The following is a 20,197-nucleotide window of genomic DNA, read 5'->3' as shown; positions in this document are numbered from 1 at the left end:
GCGGCAATCCTGCTCAGTTCTTGTGCTTGCTGAAGCGGTGTCCCTGGTCGAATGCCGAGCCCAGCGAGAGGATCAGGCCCGAAGCGGCCAGGATCAGGACGACGCCCCCGGTGGCATGGCCGGGCGAGCTGGCGACCATGGACAGCGCCCACAATGGCGCGAGTCCGCCGGCGATCGCGGTGCCGATTTCGCGGGCCGCGCCCATGCCGGTGGAGCGGCTCTGCACCGAGAACTGGCGGCTGAGGAAGGAGCCTTGCGGCGCGAACATCATCGGCGCCAGGATGCCGGTGCCGACGATCAGGGCGGCGTAGATCAGCGAATTCTGGCCGCTGGCCAGCAGCGCCATGAAGGGATAGGCGAACAGTGCCGACAGCAGGCCGCCGACGATCAGCACCTTCTTGCTGCTGTACTTGTCGCACAGCCAGCCGAAGGTCGGCACGGCGACGATGGCAACCAGGCTCGCGAGCGTTACCGACAGCGAAGTCACGTTCGCGGAGACGCCCTTGAACTGGGTCAGATAGGCCAGCGAGAAGGTCTTGAAGATGTAGCTCAGGGCGTTGTAGCCGATCGCCACCAGGAAGACGACCATCAGGCCGGCGCGGTTCGTGCCGAACAGTTCCTTGAACGGCTTTTTCTCGGCGCCGCCGGCTGCAGCCCGGTCAAATTCCGGCGTTTCCGGCAGGCGCTTGCGGACCCAGATGCCGACCATCACCAGCACGGAGCTGAGCAGGAAGGGGATGCGCCAGCCGCCGCTCTGCAGGAATTTGTCGCCGCCGAGGGTCAGCAGGTAGACCGTGAAGGACGACAGCAGGAGGCCGAGGTTCAGGCCGAGCGCCGGCCAGGAGCCCTGGCGGCCGCGCCTGTCGTCGCTGGCATGCTCGTACGAGGTCACGGAGGCGCCGGCAAATTCGGCGCCGGCGCCCAGGCCCTGCAGGATACGGATGACGACCAGCAGCAACGGGGCCCAGAAGCCGATCGTTGCGTAGGAAGGAATCAGGCCGATGGCGGTCGTGCAGACACCCATCAGGAAGAAGGTCACGTAAAGCAGCTTCTTGCGGCCGAAGCGGTCGCCGAAGTAGCCGAACAACACGCCGCCGAGCGGGCGCGCCACGAAGCCGATGGCGAAGGTGGAAAATGCCATCATCGACGCGGTCGACGGATTCGACGCATCGAAGAACACCTTGCTGAAGACGATCGATGCCATCGTCGCGTACAAATAAAAGTCGTACCACTCGAGCATCGAGCCGACGATGGTCGCGGTTGCCACCCGCTTCAGGCGGCTGGCCGCCTGTTCTGGCGTTTCCCAATCGGGTTTGCGCATCTCCATAATGTCTCCTTGGATCCTGGTTGTTATGTGTTATCTGGTATCTGTTGAATAGAATCGCTGGCGGGCCGCGATTCAGCGGCCGGGAATCACTTCGCGCACGATGTACTCGGCAATCGCCATCGACGAGGTGGCGCCCGGCGACGGTGCGTTGCGGATGTGCGTGATATTTCCCTGGCGGCGGATGACGAAATCGTCCACCAGGGAGCCATCGCCCTGCATGGCCTGGGCCCGGATGCCGCGCACGGCCGGGGTCACGCCGACCTCGGACAGGCTCGGTACATACTTGGCGGCTTCGCGCACGAACACCGATTCGCTGAGGACCGTCTTCAGTTCGCGCAGCGTGGCGGGCACATTACGCGATGCAAATTTCCAGAAGCCGGCATAGGTGAGGAAGTCGGCGATATCGCGCGCGCTGAAACGCTTGCCGTCGTAATTTTCCCGGCCGAGCGAGATGAAGGCGTTCGGGCCGATGGTCATCTGGCCGTCGATGCGCTTCGTGAAATGCACACCGAGGAAGGGGAAGCGCGGGTCGGGGACCGGATAGATCAGACCTTTGACGTGCGACTTGAAGGCCTCGTCGATGACGTAGTACTGGCCGAAGAAAGGCACGATTTTCGGGGTCGCCTCGTCTCCGGAGCGCTGGGCCAGGCGGTCCGACTGGAGGCCGGAGCAGGCGATTGCGAAGTCGAAATGCCCGGGATGCACTTCACCGCTCTCGAGTTCGACATGGATCTGGCCGCCGCGTTCGATCAGGCGGGATACCGGTGCATTCAGGCGGATGCTGCCGCCTTTTTCCTCGATCTCCTGGGCGATGCGGCGGGCGATCTGCCCGTAACTGACGATGGCGGTATGCGGCGAATGCAGGGCGCGGATGCCGATGCAGTTCGGCTCGATCTCGCGCAGCTCTTCCGGGCCGACCATGCGCACGCCGGGCACCTTGTTGTTCAGCGATTTCTTGTAGATGGCATCGAGGCGCGGCAGTTCTTCCTCGTTGAGGGCGACGACCACTTTGCCGCACTCGTCGTAGGGGATGGCATGTTCGAGGCAGTAGTTCCTGACCAGTTCGACGCCGCGGCGGCACAGGCGCGCCTTGAGGCCGCCGGGTTCGTAGTACAGGCCGGCGTGCACCACGCCGGAGTTATGGCTCGACTGGTGCTGCGCAACCGCCGTCTCTTTTTCGAATACCGTGACCGAGGCGTCCGGATCGTCCAGCAACAATTGCCGGGCCACCGACAGTCCATTGATACCGCCGCCAATGACGGCATAGCGCTTCTTGCTCATACACACCTTTCGAGAATGACACTCGCATGTTAGCGGCATGAATATCGATGAAAAGCGAAAAATTTCAGATAAACTTGTTTCCTTTTGTCGAACAAATGCTGGCAATGACGTTCAAACAACTCGAGGCTTTCTATTGGGCGGCAAGCTGCGCGAATTTCGCCATCGCGGCCGAGCGCCTGCACCTGTCGGTCTCTTCGCTGTCCAAGCGTATTGCCGAGCTCGAAGAGTCGCTCGGCGTGAGCCTGTTCGATCGCAGCGGCCATCGCGCGGTCATGACGGAGGCTGGGCAAGGCCTGTTGCCGCGGGCGCTGGACTTGCTCGATGCCGCCGCCGGCATCCGCAATACCTTCGCGCCGGGCGCAGGCCTGGTCGGCCGCTGCGCCTTCGGTGTCGGTGAGCTCAGCGCCCTGACCTGGCTGCCCCGTTTCATCGCGCAGGCAAGGGCGCAGTACCCGAAGCTGGTGCTGGAACCTTATGTCGACGTTGGCGCAGTGCTCGAGGCGAAGGTGGATAACGGCGAGCTCGACTTCGCCATCATCGCCGGCCGCTCGTCGCGCCAGACCATGCTGTCGCAGCCGATCGCGCAGGCGCAGTTCGTATGGACGGCAACACCGGCGGCGGCGGCGCAGTATGGGAGCGTGCCCGGGATGATCCGGGCCAGGCAGCCGATCATTGCCTTGCCGCCCGGCGCCGGGACCACGCGCCTGATCGACGACTGGCTGCTGGCGCACGGGATCGCGGCGGTTGAACGGATCAGCTGCAACAACTGGGGTGCGATTGCCGGGATGCTGATCGCATCGGTCGGCGTGGGCATTCTGCCCGAGGCATGGGCGCGCAAGCTGGTAGGCGAGGGCCTCGTGTGCATCCTGAGCGACGAGCACGTGCCGAGGCCGCTCACCTATTCCTTCCAGTGGCGGCGCGGCGATTCGCGCCCCCTGGTCGACCAGATGCTGGCGCGGGCGAGGAGTGCGGTGGACTTTTCCGCCGACGCGCGCCTGCCTTTGCTGGTCTGATTTCTATACATATTGCCAACGCTTTGGCGCCGGTTTTCGGCATTTCATCCCGCGTTTTCGACGCTTCGGCGGATACCGGCTGACGCTTGTCGAGGGCCTGAATACACTTCCATCACTCGCCGCACATTTTGGGATGCGGCGATATGAAAAACGGTGGACCCGTAGCGCGATCATAAATTGTTTTGATGAGGCGCCTTCGGTCCGTGATTTATATCGAATAGTGAATGGGAGCAATCATGCGCATCAAACAAGTCCTGGCCTTCATCGGCGCCGCCGCAGTCTCGACCCTGGCCCTGGCCGAACCCGCACCGGTGGCCGTCAGCGCCGACGGCAGCACCGTGACCGTGTACGGCAATACCAGCCAGCTGATCCACCTGACGCCGGGCCAGGCCGCGGACGCCACCGGCTCCTTCAAGCTGAAGGATGGCCGCATGCTGCGCCTGACCAGCCGCGACAGCAAGATGTTCATGGAAGTCGACGGCAAGCGCGAACAACTGCTCCCCCTGTCGCGCACCGAGTTCGTGGCGAAAAACAGCGGCGCACGGGTGGAGATCGACGAAGAGGCTTTCCCGGACAACGTGCAGCTGACCCAGTTCCGCCGCTGATACCTTGTACGGACACATCAAGCGGCCGGCCTGGCCGATGGGACCGGGCCGGCGATTCATTCCTCAGAAGGGATCCCCGAAGCGTCCCGCCTGGTAATCCAGGATCGCCTGGTTGATCTCTTCGCGGGTGTTCATCACGAAGGGGCCGTGTGCGACGACCGGCTCGCCGATCGGTTCGGCGTGCCCGAGCAGCAGCAGGCAGTCCTTTTCCGCGATGATTTCCAGTTCGTCGCCGACGGTGTCGAATTGGGCCAGGTGGAAGGGGCCGACGGTGTCCGGCGCAATGCTGATGACGCCGCGCACCACGTACAGGAAGACGCTGCGGTCCAGCAGATTGTCGAGGTAGAGGCGGCCGCCCGCCTGCATCTCCACGGTGCTCATGAAGACCCCGGTCAGGGATTCGACCGGGCCCTTGACGCCCTGGAATTCGCCCGACACCAGATGCACGCGCACCCGCCCGGTGTCGGTTTCCACCACCGGGATCTGGTCGCGCTGCAGGCCGACGTAGCGCGGCGCCGTCATCTTCAAGCCAGGGGGCAGGTTCACCCACAGCTGCAAAATCTCGAGCGGGCCGCCGTTCTGCATGAATTCGCGCGGCGAGATCTCGGCGTGCACGATGCCGCGTCCCGCCGTCATCCATTGCACGCCGCCGGGGCCGATCACGCTTTCGTGGCCGGCGCTGTCGCGGTGGGCCAGCATGCCGTCGAGGATGAAGGTGACGGTCTCGAAGCCGCGGTGCGGATGCGGGCCGAAGGGCAGGCCGCCGTTGTGCGGCGGGTAGACCTGGGGACCGTGGTGGTTGAGGAACAGGAAGGGATCGACCTGGTCGATGTGCGGGCCCGGCACCGGGCGCTGGGTGATCAGGTCGCCGATATCGTCGCGCATGGCCGGGTGCAGCCGCTGGATGGTCTTGTAGCTCATGCCTGTCCTTTTTGCTGTTGTTCGTTTCCCCATACGATAACCGATTCCGCGCTGCCGGCGGCGCGCGCCGGCCCGCTGAGGCCGTGCTAGACTCCTTGCGCTTTTGCAACAAGGAGACAAGCTTCAATGAAAACAAGAAAGACCCTGGCCTGCCTGCTGCTGGCCTTCGCCGCCGGCACCGCCGCCGCCGTCAATGCCGTACCCGCGACACCCGCCGCGCCCGCCGTACCGGGCGAGGCCGCGGTCAAGGCCGCCAAGCACGCCGTCACCGCCTACCGCGACGACGTCGTCGACACCCTCGCCAAACTGGTCAGCTACAACACGGTGGCCGACAAGGACCTGCCCGTCGAGCGCAACCCCCAGCACATCGGCTTCAAGAATTTCCTGAAGGCGGAGGCGGCGCGCCTCGGCCTCGATTTCGCCGACTACGGCCACGTGGTCGTGATCGGACTGGGCGCGCCCGACGCCGCCGAGCGCGTGGGCATGATCGCGCACGGCGACGTGCAGCCGGTCGACCCGTCGAAGTGGAAGAAGTCGCCCTTCGAACTGGACCGCACCAGCGAACCGGGCAAGCTGCTGGCGCGCGGCGCCGAGGACGACAAGGGCCCGATCGCCACCGCCCTGTATGCGATGAAGTCGCTGAAGGACCTGCAGCTGCCGCTGTCCAGGCGCATCGAGCTCTACGTCTACATGGCCGAGGAATCGGACTGGGAGCCGCTGGCCGCTTTCGTGAAGACCCATCCGCTGCCGCAGGTGAACATCACCCTGGACGCCGAGTACCCGGCGGTGACGGCGGAAAAGGGCTACGGCACGGTCGCCGTCACCTTCCCGAAGGGCGCGCAGCCGGCGCAGGATTCGCCTGTCGTTGCGCAGTTCGGCGGCGGCTTCTTCGGCAGCCAGATCCCCGAGGACGCGCAGGCGACCATCGCCAACGCCAGCCCGGCGCTCGAAACCCAGATCAGGCAGCGCGCCGCGAAGCAGACCGGCATGCGCTACACCTTCGAACGCAAGGGCGGCGAGCTGGAGATCGCGGCCAAGGGCGTGTCGGCGCATTCGTCCAAACCCGAGGATGGCCTGAACGCGATCAGCATGTTGGCCGACGCGCTGGCCGTGCAGGCCTGGCCCGACACGCCTGCCGGCGCCCTGGTCAACTTCCTCAACGAGATGGTCGGCACCGGCTACTACGGCGAGAAGTTCGGCAACATCGCCTACCGCGACGGCTTCATGGGGCCGATGACCTTCGCCCCGACCGTGATCCGCCAGAAGGGGGACGGTCCCGAGCTGTCGATCAACATCCGCCGCCCGCAGGGCAAGACCGCGCAGCAGCTCTCCAACGAGATCAACGCCGCGCTGGCGCAATGGCAGGGCGCGCACGGCGCGATGCAGCTGGCCGATGTGAAGGTGCAGATCGGCGAGCCCTGGATCCAGCAGGACGCGCCGCAGCTGCCGGTGCTGATGAAGGTGTTCTCGTACTTTACGGGCGTGAAGGATCCGAAGCCGGTCGCGGTCGGCGGCGGCACCAACTCGCGCCTGTTCCCGCGCGCCGTCAGCTTCGGCCCGGCGATGCCGCGCACGGTCTACACCGGCCATTCGGAGCACGAGTGCATCACCCTCAAGCAACTCTTGCTGAACCTCGAGATGTACACGGCCGTACTGGCCGAACTCGCGCAGTAAGAATTCACCATCGCGGTCCCGCGGCGATGCGTCCGGGACCGCTTCCGACCCCCGCCGCCCGCTTCGATCCCGCGTTTTGACATGTAGGCGGAAGCCTCGCCAAAATCTGCGAAATTTTCTAATCGTTCTGTAGGTCTAAGCCTACAAGGGGTCCCGCTTCATAGGGGAAAACTGCCCTCGTTCCACGCTCTCCCTAGGAGAGTGGGCGCCCGAGCCTGTGCTTGCCGGAAGCCTTCCGCATGAGCTTGTTGATGGCCGGAAAACCCTGCACTGACACTTGGAAAATGTGTCGAAAACGCCATGATAGGATCGGTCACTGACCCGACATGACCGCCATCATCGCCATGCACATCCAAGAACTCGTAAAGCCAGACGGACGCCCACTCACCCTCTACAGTAACAAGCCGATCCCGGCCGGCCTGGTTGCGCCGAGCCCATTTCCCGACCCGCAACATGCGAATCCGCACCTGCGCTGGCATCCGCTGCGCGGCGAGTGGGTCACCTATGCGGCGTTCCGGCAAAACAGGACTTACCAGCCGCCGCCGCAGTACAATCCGCTGGCCCCGACCAGCGACCCCCAGCACCCGACCGAGATGCCGGCCGGCGATTACGAGATCGCGGTGTTCGACAACCGCTTCCCGTCGCTGGCGCTGGATTCCCACGATCCGCCGGTGCTGACGGTGCCGACCGCGCCGGCCAACGGCCATTGCGAAGTGGTGGTGTTCACCCAGGATCCGCAGGCCGCGCTGGGCCGGCTGCCGCTGTCGCGCATCGAGCTGCTGCTGCAGGTGTGGGGCGACCGCACCACCCGCATCGGCGGCCGCCAGCACATCCAGTACGTGCTGCCGTTCGAGAACCGCGGCGCGGAGGTCGGCGTGACCCTGCACCATCCGCACGGCCAGATCTACTGCTATCCCTTCGTGCCCTCGGTGCCGGCGCGCCAGCTGGCCCAGGAACGCGAGTACTACCTGCAGCACGGCTCCAGCCTGCTGTGCGACATGGCGCGCGACGAAGCCGCCGACGGCAAGCGCGTGCTGTTCCAGGACGAGCATGCGATCGCCTTCGTGCCGGCCTGCGCCCGCTATCCCTACGAGGTGTGGGTGATGCCGACCGCCCCCTGCAAGGACTTCGCCGCGCTCACCCCGCCGCAGCGCGCGAGCCTGGCGCGCGCCTTGAAGACGGTGCTGCTCAAGTTCGACAATCTGTGGGACCGGCCTTTCCCCTACCTGATGGCGTGGTACCAGGCGCCCACCGACGGCGCCGAGCATCCGGAAACCCAGCTGCACTGCCAGTTCTATCCGCCGTACCGCACCCGCGACCGCCTGAAGTACCTGGCCGGCACCGAGCTGGCGGCCGGCATGTTCGCGATGGACGTGCTGCCCGAAACCACGGCCTACGAGCTGCAGCAGGTCGAAGTGAACCTGGAGGATGGCGCATGAGCGTGAGCGCCGATCCGCTGGCGGTGCGCGGCGCGGAAGCCGCCGCCAAGCTGGCCCTGCTGCGCGAAGCGCTGGCCCAGGCGGGCGCCGGTGCAATCCGCCTGCGCGGCGCCGGCTGGTTCGCCTGGGCGACGGCGGGCGGCGCGCCGTTCGCGCCGGAAGGCTGCGAGGCCTGCGTGGCCGAACTCCTGGTCACGCCCGAGGAAGCCTGCGTGCTCACCGACGAGGTCGAGGCCGAGCGCCTGCGCCAGGAAGAGATTCCGGCCGGCTTCACCTTCCACATCGCGCCCTGGACCGAGCCCGAGCTGCACGAGACCTATGCGCTGGGCGCGGCCGCCGGTCGCGCCGTGCTGTCCGACCGTCCGCACAACGGCGAACTGGCGCTGCCCGCCAGCCTGAAGCTGCGCCGCATGGTGCTGGGCGTGGAGGAAAGTGAACGCTACCGCCGGCTGGGCCGCGAAACGGCCGAGGCGATCGGCGAAGCGCTGCGCGCTGCGCGCCCTGACTGGACCGAATACCGGCTGGCGGGGGAGGGCGCGCGCGCCCTGCTGCGGCGCGGGATCGAGCCGGCGCTGGTGCTGGCCGCCGGCGAACGCCGGATGGGGCAGTGGCGCCGGCCCACGCCTTCGCATGAAACCATCGGCGCGCGCGCTACGCTGTCCTGCTGCGCGCGCAGGCACGGCCTGATCGCCAGGTTGTCCCGTTCGGCCAGCTTCGGGCCGGCGCCTGGCGTCCAGCAGGAGCTGCTGCGCCTGGAGGCGACCGGACTGGACGCGGTACGCCCCGGGCAGTCGCTGGCGGCGGTGTATCACGCCTTCGACGCCGCCTATCGCCACTCCAACCGGCCGGATGCGATCCGCGAACGGCGCCTGGGCGGCATCGCCGGCTACCAGGCCTGCGAACTCGCCGTCAGCCCCAGCACCGCGACCGGACTGGAGACCGGCATGGCCTTCGCATTCAACCCCGGCTTCGAGGGCATGGTGATCGAGGACAGTTTCCTGCTCGGCGCGAACGGGCTGGAAAACCTGACGCTCGACCCGCAGTGGCCGGCGGCGAACATCGGCGGCCGTGTGCGGCCGCTTTGGCTGGAGTTGACATGACAAGTGCAGAAACCTTCTTCGGCGGCGCCCCGGAGGCGTGCGCATCGGCTCCCGGCCGGGTCAACCTGCTGGGCGAACACACGGACTACAACGACGGCTTCATGCTGCCGGTCGCCACGCCCCAGCGCACCTCGGTGGCGCTGGCGCACAGCCAGGACGACCAGCACCACCTGTATTCCGGCACCCTGGACGGCAACGTGACCTTCGCGGCGAAGGGCGGCAGCGCGCCGCAGGGCTTCGGCAGCTATATCGAAGGCTGCATCCGCCTGGTCGAGGCCACCGGGGTCGAGATCCCGCCGCTGCGCGTGTTCGTCACCACCGAGCTGCCGGTCGGTTCCGGCCTGTCGTCCTCGGCGGCGCTCGAAGTCGCGACCCTGCGCGCGTTGCGCCAGCTGCTCGGCTTCTCGCTCGACGACGTCAAGCTGGCCCAGATCGCCCAGCGCGCCGAGATCGACTATGCCCACGTCAACTGCGGCATCATGGACCAGATGGCGTCCAGCCTGTGCGACGAGCGCAGCATGTTGTTCATCGACGCCCGCACGCTGGAGCACCGGCTGGTCCAGATGCCGGCCGGGAGCGAGCTGATCGTCATTGATTCCGGCGTGCCGCGCACCCTGGCCGCCAGCAAGTACAACGAGCGCCGCTCCGAATGCGAGGAAGCCTCGCGCAAGCTGGGTGTCAAGGCCCTGCGCGACGTCACCGACCCGCAGCTCGTCGAGCAGCTGCCCGAGCCGCTGCGCCGCCGCGCGCGCCACGTGGTACTGGAAGACCTGCGCGTGCTGGAAGCTGCAAAGGGCGTATCGGCCGAGCGTTTCGGCGAACTGATGAACGCCTCGCACGACAGCCTGCGCGACGACTACGAAGTCTCGATCCGCGAACTGGACCTGCTGGTGGATGCCCTGCGCGCCGCGCCGGGCGTGCTCGGCGCACGCCTGACCGGGGCCGGCTTCGGCGGCGCCTGCGTGGCGCTGTGCCGCGCCGGCCAGGCGCAAGAGGCGGCACGAACCGCACTCTCCAACTACAACAAAGAGGGACGCAAGGGACGCATCCTGATCCCGGTTCCCGCCCAAGGAAAGGAAAACAATGAGCCAGTTTGAGTACCCCCGCCCCCAGCTGGTACGCGACAATTGGATCAACCTGAACGGCAAGTGGCGCTTCCGTTTCGACGACGAGGTGAGCTGCAGGATGCCGGACGGCGTGACCGGCTGGACCCATGAGATCAACGTGCCCTTCGCGCCGGAAACCGAAATGTCGGGCATCCAGGACACCGGCTTCCACCGCTTCTGCTGGTACGAGCGCGACTTCGAGCTGAAACCATCCGAGCAGCGCACGATCCTGCACTTCGGCGCGGTGGACTACTTCGCCCGGGTCTGGGTCAACGGCCAACTGGTGGCCGAGCACGAGGGAGGCCACACGCCGTTCTCGGCCGACATCACGCAGGCGCTGAAGGCGGACGGCAGGCAGGTCGTGACCGTGTTCGTCGAGGACGATCCGGCCGAGCTGGCCAAGCCGCGCGGCAAGCAGGACTGGCTGCTGGAGCCGCACTCGATCTGGTATCCGCGCACCACCGGCATCTGGCAGACCGTGTGGGTCGAGCAGGTCTCGCGCACCTTCATCAGGAGCCTGCGCTGGACCCCGATCTTCGAGACCTTCGAGATCGGCTGCGAGGTATTCGCCGGCGGCGACATCCAGGAGAACATGTTCGTCGAGGTCAAGATCTGGCATGGCGATATCCTGATGGCGGACGATCACTACAAGCTGCTGCAGGGCGAGGCGAACCGCAAGATCGCGCTGTCCGACCCCGGCATCGACGATTCGCGGAACGAGTTGCTGTGGAGCCCCGAGCGGCCGACCCTGCTGGACGCCGAGGTGATCCTGCGCTGCGGCGACCAGGTGGTCGACCACATCAAGTCGTATACCGCCTTGCGCGCCTTCCACATCAACCGCGACCGCCTGCTGCTGAATGGCCGTCCCTACCCGCTGCGCCTGGTGCTGGACCAGGGCTACTGGACCGAGTCCTTCTTGACCGCACCAAGCGACGAGCACCTCAAGCGCGACGTCGAACTGGCCAAGCTGATGGGCTTCAACGGCGTGCGCAAGCACCAGAAGATCGAGGATCCGCGCTACCTGTACTGGGCCGACAAGCTGGGCCTGCTGGTATGGGAAGAGATGCCCTCGGCTTACCGCTTCAGTCCGCATGCGATCAAGCGCATCGTCAAGGAATGGACCGAGGCCATCGAACGCGACTACAGCCACCCCTGCATCATCGTGTGGGTGCCGTTCAATGAATCCTGGGGCGTGCCGAACCTGACGCTGACCCAGGCGCACCGCAACGCGGTCGAGGCGCTGTACCACCTGACGCGCACCCTCGACGCGACCCGCCCGGTGATCGGCAACGACGGCTGGGAAGCCTCGGCCACCGACATCCTGGGCATCCACGACTACGACAGCGATCCGGAAAAGATCAAGGCACGCTACGAGGTCAGCGACCCCGTGCGCACGCTGTTCGATCAGCGCCGTCCCGGCGGACGCATCCTGACGCTGGACGGCTTCCCGCATCGCGGCCAGCCCATCGTGCTGACCGAATTCGGCGGCATCGCCTTCGATCCGAACGCGACCCCCGAGGACGGCACCTGGGGCTATACCCGTGCCCATACGGCCGAGAGTTATCACTCGCTGTACCAACGCCTGCTGAAAGTGGTCAACGAGACCTTCATGTTCAGCGGCTTCTGCTACACCCAGTTCGCCGACACCTTCCAGGAAGCCAACGGCCTGCTCAACGCCGACCGTACCCCCAAGCTGCCTTTCGAGGTGATCAGCGCCGCAACCCGCAACGTCCCGCTGCACCCGCAAGACCCTGAGAAGGAGGGTAAAGGACAAGGCGGCGCCTGACGTGCTTTACACAGTTACAGGGGCCTCGAAAACCGTCGCGAGCGGCCGCAGAGGTGGCCGAGAAGCGCAGCCGTACTTACGGTACGGCGAGCATCGCAGGCCGCCTCTGCAACGCGCAGCAGATTTGCGAGGCTCCCACCAAAGGAGCCATCATGACTACGATCGTCGTTTTCAGCCACCTGCGCTGGGATTTCGTATTCCAGCGGCCGCAGCACCTGCTGTCGCGCCTGGCGCAGCATTATCCGATCCTGTTCGTCGAGGAACCGGAATACGATGACGGCGCCCCGTTCATGCAGCGGTCGAATCCCGCGCCGAACGTGACCGTGTGCCGCGCGCACACCCCGATCCATGCCATCGGCTTCCATGACGACCAGCTGCGGCTGCTCCAGCCCCTGGTGGCGCAGCTGGCACCACCAGGGGAGCAGGTCATCGCCTGGTTCTATACGCCGATGGCCTTGCCCCTGCTGCAGTCGCTCCAGCCCGCGCTGGTCCTCTACGACTGCATGGACGAGCTGGCCTCGTTCAAGAATCCGCCGAAGCAGCTGCTGCAGCGCGAGAGCGCGCTGCTGAACATCGCCGACCTGGTGTTCGCCGGCGGCCCCAGCCTGTACGAGGCGAAGAAGCACCGCCACCCGAACGTGCACTGCTTTCCCAGCAGCGTCGATGTGGTGCATTTCCAGCAGGCCCTCGACCGCAGCCGCAGCCATCCGCAGCAGCGCGAGATCCCGCATCCGCGCCTCGGCTTCTACGGCGTGCTGGACGAGCGTTTCGACCCGGAGCTGGTCGGCGAACTCGCCGACGCCCATCCGGAATGGCAGCTCGTGCTGGCCGGCCCGGTGGTCAAGATCGACGAGCAACGTCTGCCGCGCCGCGCCAACATCCACTACCTGGGCCAGCAGCCGTATGCCGCCTTGCCCGACCTGCTGGCCGGCTGGGACGTCTGCCTGATGCCCTTCGCCATCACTGAGGCGACCAAGTTCATCAGCCCGACCAAGGTGCTCGAATACATGGCGGCCCAGCTGCCGATCGTGAGCACGCCGATCGCCGACGTCGCCAACCCCTATGGCCACGTGGTCGCGATCGCCAGCGGCGCGCGCGAATTCGTCGCCGCCTGCGAAGCGGCCCTTGCCCAGACGCCGGCCCAGCGCGAACACATGGTCGAGGCGATGAAAACCGTGGTGGCTGCCACTTCCTGGGACAGCACGGCCAGGCACATGCACGAGCTGCTCGATTCCACGCCGGTGCGCGGCGAACGCGGGGCCATGCAGCGCACCGCCTCGCACGATGCCGGCCAGCCCGCGCCGCAGGCGGGCAGCGCCGCGCCGAACGTCAATCCGCTGCGCAGCCAGGGTCCGCGCCATGTCGGCACCGTCATCATCGGCGGCGGCCCGACCGGGCTGTCGGCCGCCTACCACCTGGGCGCGGACGCGCTGCTGCTGGACCGCAACGAGACCGTCGGCGGCTGGTGCCGCTCGATCGAAGACAAGGGCTTCACCTTCGATCACGCCGGCCACATCATGTTCTCGAACGACCCCTATGTGCTGAAGATGTACGAAGTGCTGCTGGGCGATAACGTGCACTGGCAGAACCGCGAAGCCTGGATCTACAGCAAGGGCGTGTACACCCGCTATCCCTTCCAGGGCGCGCTGTACGGCCTGCCGCCGAAGGTCATCACCGAGTGCGTGATGGGAGCCATCGAGGCCCGCTACACCGCCAACGACGCCCAGCTCGACGACGAGGCCCGGGCCATCGACGACTGCTGCGCCGACGGCACCGCCGACGTCTGCAACACCGACCGTTCGGTGCGGGGCAAGGTGAACAACTTCGAGCAGTTCATCTACAAGGTCTGGGGCAAGGGCATCGCGAAGCACTTCGCGATTCCCTACAACCGCAAGCTCTGGACCGTGCCGCTGGCCGAGATGGAGACGTCCTGGCTGGGCGGCCGCGTACCGCTGCCGAACCTGGAAGAGATCGTGCAGGGTGCGCTCGAGCCTTCGCCCAAGCCGGTCGGGCCGAACGCGCGCTTCGGTTATCCGCTCGAGGGCGGCTTCCAGGCGCTGATGAACGGCTTCCTGCCGCATATCAAGGGCAAGATCGAGCTGGGCGCCGAAGTCGTGCAGGTGCTGCCGCGCGAACACATCGTGGCACTGGCCGACGGCCGCCGCTTCCGCTATGACGACCTGATCTCGACCATGCCGCTGCCGGAGCTGATCAAGGCGATCGGCGACGAGGCGCCGGAAGAGGTGAGGAATGCCGCCCGTGGCCTGCGCCATGTGTCGATCCGCTGCGTCAACATCGGCTTAGGAATTGACAATAAGCGCGTCGTCACCGACAAGCACTGGATCTACTACCCTGAAGACACGATCTTCCACCGCATCTTCGTGCAGGGGAACGCTGCGCCCGCATGCAATGCGCCGGGCGGCTTCGGCTTCACCTGCGAGATCTCGTATTCGCCGACCAAGCCGCTGCCGCTCGACGGCGAGGAACTGATCGCCCGCGCGATCGAGGATTGCCGCCGGATCGGCATGATCCGCGAAGGCGACCGTATCCTCGTCAGCAACCAGGTCGACATGCCCTACGCCTATGTGCTCTACGACCACCAGCGTGCGCTCAATGTCGAGACCTGCAAGGCCTGGCTGAAGCAGTTCGACATCACCCTGGTTGGCCGCTACAGCGAGTGGGAGTACTACAACTCCGATCATGCCCTGCTGGCCGGCAAGCGGGGCGCCGAAATCGTCCTCGACAAGCGCGCCCGCACCCAGAAAGCCAGCGCGGAGTAGGCGATGGGCCCCTTCGCCCGGGCCGGCTTGCCCCTGCTGCTCTTGCCTGATGCGTGAGAACAGCGGGACTTTCGTCGGGCTGGGTATGCTGCCCCGGCTGCTGGCACAGCGGGGCCATCTGGTGGAGCGCGTTTATTGAGCGCCGCTCGTCTGGCCTGGCGCGGCTGTTCAGTGCTTGATCATGCCGTCGGACAGGTTGACCCGGTCTCCGCTGCGGAAATCCGGCGTGGTTTCCTGGGTGATCACCTGGGTGCTGCCATCGTCCATGCGCAGGGTCACGCGGTAGACGCGCTCGGACGAGGAACTGCCGGTGGTGCCGCTGCTGCCGCTGCCGCCCACTGCCGCCGCGCCGACCGAACCCGCGCCCGCCATGCCGCTGGCCGTGCGCGGCACGACTTCGACCGCCATCACGGTGGCGTTCGGGCTCGAGCTCGCCGCCGTGGACGAACCCGCCGCCGAGGCGCCCATGGAACCCTGGCCGGTGGTGGCGCTCGCGGTGCCGCCGCCACCCTCATAGCCGCTGCTGGAGGTGCCGCTGCCCGAGGTGCCCGAGCTGCCGGTGCCGCCCCAGCCGGCCGATCCGCTGCTGCCGGTGCCGGACATGCCGCCGCTGCTGGTGGAGCTGCCGCTTTCCATGCTGCCCTTGTCGCCCTGCATGGATTTACACGCGGACAGCCCGAAAGCCAGCGTCAGCAAGCCTGCCAGGAGTACGCTCTGGTGTTTTAGCTTCATGATCAACTCCTTCTGATGGGATGGATAGGTCAGGTAGGTGCGTGATGATATCGTGTGCCACTCGAATAAGAGGCGCGTTTGGGAGCGACGTTCCAGCTGACTCGGGTTGGGCATGAGCCACGTCAAGGACGTCGAGGGATAGTGGAATTCGGCGTGGCGTGCGACTCAGCGTTTCGTTGCCAGGACCGATTTCGGCAGCACGGCGCATAACAGTAGGACCGTCAGGATGGCGGCAGTGCAATCGACTTCCCAGTCATGCACGTTGGCGCCGCGATAGGGAAAGAAACTCTGGATGAATTCGTCGCCGGCGCCCATCAGGGCGACCGCCAGCACGGCCTTGACGGCGCGCGCGGCCGGGCTGCCGGTGCTGCCGAGGAAGCACAGGCCGGCCAGGATGGCATACGCGGTCGAATGCAGCACGACGCCGGACGCAAGCTCGCCGATGTCGGCGCGCGCACCAGGAATATTGCCGGTCACCACGATTGCCAGGTACATCAGAACGGCGCAGGCAAGGCAGGCGTAGCGCAGGCGAGGGTGGAGCAGCAACTGGGACAGCATGGCGTTCATGGCAAGGAACAACTGGTATCAGGAAAACGCACACCTTACCATGACGCCTGCGAGAACGTCCGCACGGCCGCTGCGCCTTGCCATGGGTGAAACGGTATCAGGAAGGCTTGGCCCCTGGCCTCGGCGAACCGTGTTACGGAACGTCGGCCAAGGGCGGGACCGCGTCAGATCGTGAGCGCGGGTGTCCCGTTGGGGTAATGTGCGTCGAAGCAGCTTTCGCATTCGGCGCAGAAAAGATGGGCGACGCGGACGGTTTGCTGTCGCAGGACGAGCTTGAGCTGGTGTGTCCGGCATTTCGGGCAGATCTCGCGGACGCTGCCGAAGGTCAGTACGTGAAGAGGCTGTTCTTCATCGTCGAGGTGGTCGATGACCATGCGCGGGTTGAGTTCGCTGAGGACCAGGTAGTCGTCGGCGAAGTGCTGTCGCCGGCGCGATGGCTGGGATTGCTGCTGCTTCGGTGGGGACATCGCTTCAGGTAAAGTCATAGGACTGGCTCCATGAAAAAACGCAAGCGCGAAATTCATGATAGCGAAATCCCTGACTGGTTCAAGCATTGCGGGACATTTTTATTTGTTGCGTTGCATTCTCGACATTAATCATACGGAACAAAAAAATGCCCGCCAACGGAGGACGGGCACAACCCAAGATCAGGGCCAAGAGACGCGGAATTCGGTGCGGCGCACCGCTTTGCGGTACGCCTTTCTGCGATCACGCGTATCGGTTGCGTGTATGCAGATGAACCCAGTATAGGAGGCGAATGTGACCCGGACATGACACGCCTCAAGCAATCGTCGGCTGGCTGAGAACGAACTCGGTTGAGATCGGTCTATTGATAATCCCCGAACGAAACCCAGGCGACAGATAAAAAAAAGCCCGCTTCATCGGCGGGCTTCAAACTATTTTCTTGGAGGAGAATAGTGGAGACAGGTGAGATTATGTTGCGACGCGATATATATGTCCAATTTTGTTTATGGATATGTGATATTCACATAAATGATAATTGATGGGCTCACCCTGGTCCGCTTCATTCCTTTACCGGTACCGTGTAATTCAGCGCCATCCTGCCGCCGTCCGCGTACAAAGTCTGGCCGGTGATATACGAGGCGTCGTCGCTGGCGAGGAAGGCCGCGATGCCGGCGATCTCCTCCGGCTCGCCGCAGCGGCCCAGCGGCGTGCGCGACAGGATCGTGTGGCGCGCTTCCGGGCTGCCCATCACGGCATTCTTCGCCAGCTCGGTCAGGATGGTGCCGGGGCCGATCGCATTCACGCGGATGCCGTGTTCGGCCAGGGCGATCGCCGCCACCCGGGTCAGCTGGTTCACGCCGCCTTTCGAGACGACATAGGGGATCTGGTTGGGGATGGTCAGCTCGGCGTTCACGCTCGACATATTGATGATGCAGCCGCGCTTGTCCGTGTCATTGCGCTTGACCATCTCGCGTGCCACCGCCTGGCTGCACAGGAACATCGACTTCAGGTTGACGCGCAGCACGCGGTCGAAGTCTTCCTCGGCCAGCTCGAGGAAATCGGCGGCGTGGGTGACGCCGGCATTGTTGACCAGGATGTCGACCTGGCCGAAGGCGGCCAGGGTCGCGGCCAGCATGGCGTCGACGTCGGATTTCTGGCTGACGTCGGCGCAAAAGAAGCGGGCATTGTCGCCGAGCGCTTCGGCCGCCGCCGCGCCTTCCTGGCGCACGTCGACCAGCATCACGCGCGCGCCTTCGCGCACCAGGCGTTCGGCGCAGGCATATCCGATTCCCCGGCTGGCTCCGGTGACGATGGCGACTTTCTGGGCAAGTTTCATGGCTGGCTTTCCTGGGTGGCTGAAAATGCCATTGTACCGGGCGGCCTGAGCCTCGACGCTACAGCATCAGCGGCTTGTCGGGCAATTCGTTAGGCCGCGCGCCGTTCGCCGGGAAGTGCTGGCGCAGCAGCGCATTGACCTGGCCGACGGCATCCAGCGTAGCCTCGTGAAAGCGTCCCTGGGCGAAGCCCGCCGTCATCGTGCGGCAGACCGCCTGCCAGGTGACCGGCTCGATCCGGCGGTCGATGCCGCGGTCGGCCACGATGTCGACCTTGTGGTCGGCCAGGTTGACGTAGATGAGGACGCCGCAATTCTCCTCGGTATCCCAGATGCCGTAGTCGGCGAACAGGGCCAGCGCGCGCTGGCGGTTCGTCACGTCGGCCCAGACCGCCGCCAGCGGCAGGGATTTCTCGATGATCAGCCGGACTTCGCCGCGGTGGGTCCGCTCGCCGGCCGTGATCGCCTCGGCGATGGCCGTCAGCGTGTCGGGCGGGAAGATGCGCGCCGCCTCGGTCCTGGTGCTGAGCAGGTGGCGCAGGGCGCGGCGCAGGCGGCCGGGTTGATGTTGTGGCGCGTCCATCACCAGTCTCCCGAGGCGCCGCCGCCGTCGAAGGTCCCGCCGCCGCCGGAAAAGCCGCCGCCCGAAAAGCCGCTGTCGGAAAAGCCGCCGCTGCCCGAGAAGCCGCCACCACCGCGCCGCTGGTTTTCCAAATTGCTGAGAATATTGCCGAGGACGAAGCCGGCCGCGCCGCTGTTCCAGCCATTGTTCCAGCCTCCGCCGGGACCCGGCTGCACGAAGCGGCCGCGGCGCCGGCCGAACAGCGAGCGCAGGACCATCATCCCGATGACGATGAAGAAGATGCTCATCACGATGCCGGGGCCGTCGACGCCGTCCTCGGCCTGCTGCTGCGCCTGCCCCTGCTGGGCCTGTGGCGCAGGGAATTTTTCCTGGTTCAGCAGCGCGGAGATGGCGCCCACGCCGGCGACCAGGCCGCCGTAGTAATCGTTCTGGCGGAAGTGGGGCGCGATGGTGTCCTGCAGGATGCGCTTGGACTGGGCATCGGTCAGCACGCCCTGCACGCCGCGCCCGGCCTCGATGCGCAGGCGCCGCAGCGACGAGGGGTTGTCGCGCGCGACCAGCAGCAGCACGCCGTCGTCGACGCCCTTGCGGCCCAGCTTCCAGGCGTCGGTGACGCGGATGCCGTACTGCTCGATGGCCTCGGGTTCGGTCGACTTCACCAGCAGCACCGCGATCTGGCTGCCGGTCTGGGTCTCGTAGTCGGCCAGCACGCGTTCCAGGTTCTGGCGCTGCTCGGCCGTCAGCATCCCGGCCTGGTCGGTGACGCGCGCCGTCAGCGGCGGCACCGGCTTGAGCTGTGCGTGGGCCTGCCCGGCGAGCAGCAGGGCGAAGGCGAGGGCAAGGCCCTGGAACAGGCGCAGCACCGGGTTCATCGCGACGCTCCCGTCACTTGCCGAAGTCGACCTTCGGCGCGGTCGAGATCGAGCGCTCGTTCTCGACGGTGAAGGAAGGCTTGGGCTGGTAGCCGAACATCTTGGCCGTCAGGTTGGTCGGGAAGCTGCGCGCCAGCACGTTGTACTCCTGGACCGAGGCGATGTAGCGCTGGCGTGCCACGGTGATGCGGTTCTCGGTGCCCTCCAGCTGCGACTGCAGGTCGCGGAACTGGGTGTCGGCCTTCAGGTTCGGGTAGTTCTCGGACACTGCCATCAGGCGCGACAGCGCGCTGCTCAGTTCGCCCTGCACCTGCTGGAATTTCTGGAAGGCTTCCGGATTGTTCAGCACTTCCGGGGTGATCTGGAAGCTGGTGGCGGCGGCGCGCGCCCGGGTGACGGCTTCCAGCGTATCCTTCTCGTGCGAGGCATAGCCCTTGACCGTGTTGACCAGGTTCGGAATCAGGTCGGCGCGGCGCTGGTACTGGTTGACGACCTCGCTCCAGGCCGCCTTGGTCGCCTCGTCCTTGGTCTGGAATTCGTTATAGCCGCAGCCCGACAGTGCGGAACCGGCCAGGACCGCGGCCAGCAGCATGCCGGCCAGGCGCGTGAACAG

At 65.8% G+C, this 20,197-nt stretch carries 18 protein-coding genes; 8 read left to right on the top strand and 10 right to left on the bottom strand.

Features of this window, described 5'->3' with window-relative positions; all coding sequences use genetic code 11:
• Positions 1 to 13: 13 nt before the first annotated feature.
• Complete coding sequence (locus AC1DOP_RS02915; RefSeq protein ID WP_477249708.1) at positions 14 to 1,321, bottom strand: MFS transporter; 1,308 nt, start codon at positions 1,319 to 1,321, stop codon at positions 14 to 16.
• A gap of 78 nt (positions 1,322 to 1,399) precedes the next feature.
• Positions 1,400 to 2,608: an L-2-hydroxyglutarate oxidase gene (lhgO, locus tag AC1DOP_RS02910; RefSeq protein ID WP_442122566.1), complete on the bottom strand. Its 1,209-nt coding sequence runs from the start codon at positions 2,606 to 2,608 to the stop codon at positions 1,400 to 1,402.
• 95 nt (positions 2,609 to 2,703) lie between these two features.
• Here lhgO and AC1DOP_RS02905 point away from each other — a divergent pair, with 95 nt between their 5' ends.
• Together AC1DOP_RS02905 and AC1DOP_RS02900 are read left to right on the top strand one after the other, a co-directional pair.
• Entirely contained in the window at positions 2,704 to 3,621 is a 918-nt protein-coding gene (locus tag AC1DOP_RS02905; RefSeq protein WP_442122622.1) for a LysR family transcriptional regulator, read from the top strand.
• Between the two features lie 236 nt (positions 3,622 to 3,857).
• Positions 3,858 to 4,226 (top strand): hypothetical protein, encoded by a 369-nt coding sequence (locus AC1DOP_RS02900; RefSeq protein WP_442122567.1) that lies wholly within the window; start codon positions 3,858 to 3,860, stop codon positions 4,224 to 4,226.
• Between the two features lie 63 nt (positions 4,227 to 4,289).
• On the opposite strand, the gene AC1DOP_RS02895 is transcribed toward AC1DOP_RS02900, so the two are convergent.
• Positions 4,290 to 5,147, bottom strand: a complete 858-nt coding sequence (locus AC1DOP_RS02895; RefSeq protein ID WP_442122568.1) for a pirin family protein — start codon at positions 5,145 to 5,147, stop codon at positions 4,290 to 4,292.
• A gap of 126 nt (positions 5,148 to 5,273) precedes the next feature.
• Here AC1DOP_RS02895 and AC1DOP_RS02890 point away from each other — a divergent pair, with 126 nt between their 5' ends.
• The 6 genes from AC1DOP_RS02890 to AC1DOP_RS02865 all read left to right on the top strand — a co-directional run bounded on the left by AC1DOP_RS02890 (position 5,274) and on the right by AC1DOP_RS02865 (position 15,032).
• Positions 5,274 to 6,821 (top strand): dipeptidase, encoded by a 1,548-nt coding sequence (locus AC1DOP_RS02890; RefSeq protein WP_477249705.1) that lies wholly within the window; start codon positions 5,274 to 5,276, stop codon positions 6,819 to 6,821.
• Positions 6,822 to 7,147: 326 nt separating this feature from the next.
• Complete coding sequence (gene galT / locus AC1DOP_RS02885; protein ID WP_442122570.1) at positions 7,148 to 8,260, top strand: galactose-1-phosphate uridylyltransferase; 1,113 nt, start codon at positions 7,148 to 7,150, stop codon at positions 8,258 to 8,260.
• Positions 8,257 to 9,360: a M24 family metallopeptidase gene (locus AC1DOP_RS02880; RefSeq protein WP_477249702.1), complete on the top strand. Its 1,104-nt coding sequence runs from the start codon at positions 8,257 to 8,259 to the stop codon at positions 9,358 to 9,360. The genes galT and AC1DOP_RS02880 overlap by 4 nt, the downstream gene beginning before the upstream one ends.
• Positions 9,357 to 10,457 carry a galactokinase gene (galK, locus tag AC1DOP_RS02875; RefSeq protein ID WP_477249700.1) on the top strand — a complete coding sequence of 367 codons (1,101 nt, stop codon included), beginning with the start codon at positions 9,357 to 9,359 and terminating at the stop codon, positions 10,455 to 10,457. The genes AC1DOP_RS02880 and galK overlap by 4 nt, the downstream gene beginning before the upstream one ends.
• Positions 10,444 to 12,252, top strand: coding sequence for a glycoside hydrolase family 2 protein (locus tag AC1DOP_RS02870; protein ID WP_442122573.1), 1,809 nt, complete (start codon positions 10,444 to 10,446; stop codon positions 12,250 to 12,252). Before galK ends, AC1DOP_RS02870 begins: the two co-directional genes overlap by 14 nt.
• Positions 12,253 to 12,404: 152 nt before the next feature.
• Complete coding sequence (locus AC1DOP_RS02865; RefSeq protein ID WP_477249698.1) at positions 12,405 to 15,032, top strand: NAD(P)-binding protein; 2,628 nt, start codon at positions 12,405 to 12,407, stop codon at positions 15,030 to 15,032.
• A 168-nt stretch (positions 15,033 to 15,200) separates the two neighbouring features.
• On the opposite strand, the gene AC1DOP_RS02860 is transcribed toward AC1DOP_RS02865, so the two are convergent.
• The 7 genes from AC1DOP_RS02860 to AC1DOP_RS02830 form a co-directional block, all read right to left on the bottom strand.
• Complete coding sequence (locus tag AC1DOP_RS02860) at positions 15,201 to 15,764, bottom strand: hypothetical protein (RefSeq protein WP_477249696.1); 564 nt, start codon at positions 15,762 to 15,764, stop codon at positions 15,201 to 15,203.
• 165 nt (positions 15,765 to 15,929) lie between these two features.
• Complete coding sequence (locus tag AC1DOP_RS02855; protein WP_442122576.1) at positions 15,930 to 16,322, bottom strand: VanZ family protein; 393 nt, start codon at positions 16,320 to 16,322, stop codon at positions 15,930 to 15,932.
• Positions 16,323 to 16,495: 173 nt separating this feature from the next.
• The gene (locus AC1DOP_RS02850; protein WP_477249694.1) at positions 16,496 to 16,816 is read right to left on the bottom strand and encodes a hypothetical protein; all 321 of its coding nucleotides are present in this window, start codon (positions 16,814 to 16,816) and stop codon (positions 16,496 to 16,498) included.
• A 539-nt stretch (positions 16,817 to 17,355) separates the two neighbouring features.
• Positions 17,356 to 18,132, bottom strand: coding sequence for an SDR family NAD(P)-dependent oxidoreductase (locus AC1DOP_RS02845; protein ID WP_442122578.1), 777 nt, complete (start codon positions 18,130 to 18,132; stop codon positions 17,356 to 17,358).
• Between the two features lie 58 nt (positions 18,133 to 18,190).
• Entirely contained in the window at positions 18,191 to 18,712 is a 522-nt protein-coding gene (locus tag AC1DOP_RS02840; RefSeq protein ID WP_477249691.1) for a TPM domain-containing protein, read from the bottom strand.
• The gene (locus AC1DOP_RS02835; RefSeq protein ID WP_477249689.1) at positions 18,712 to 19,584 is read right to left on the bottom strand and encodes a TPM domain-containing protein; all 873 of its coding nucleotides are present in this window, start codon (positions 19,582 to 19,584) and stop codon (positions 18,712 to 18,714) included. Before AC1DOP_RS02835 ends, AC1DOP_RS02840 begins: the two co-directional genes overlap by 1 nt.
• A 13-nt stretch (positions 19,585 to 19,597) precedes the next feature.
• Entirely contained in the window at positions 19,598 to 20,176 is a 579-nt protein-coding gene (locus tag AC1DOP_RS02830) for a LemA family protein (RefSeq protein WP_442122623.1), read from the bottom strand.
• Positions 20,177 to 20,197 lie beyond the last annotated feature (21 nt).

This window comes from Massilia sp. 01N410 (assembly GCF_056399665.1).
The sequence above is the reverse complement of the archived record's forward strand: the minus strand, read 5'-3'. Positions and strand labels throughout refer to the sequence as shown.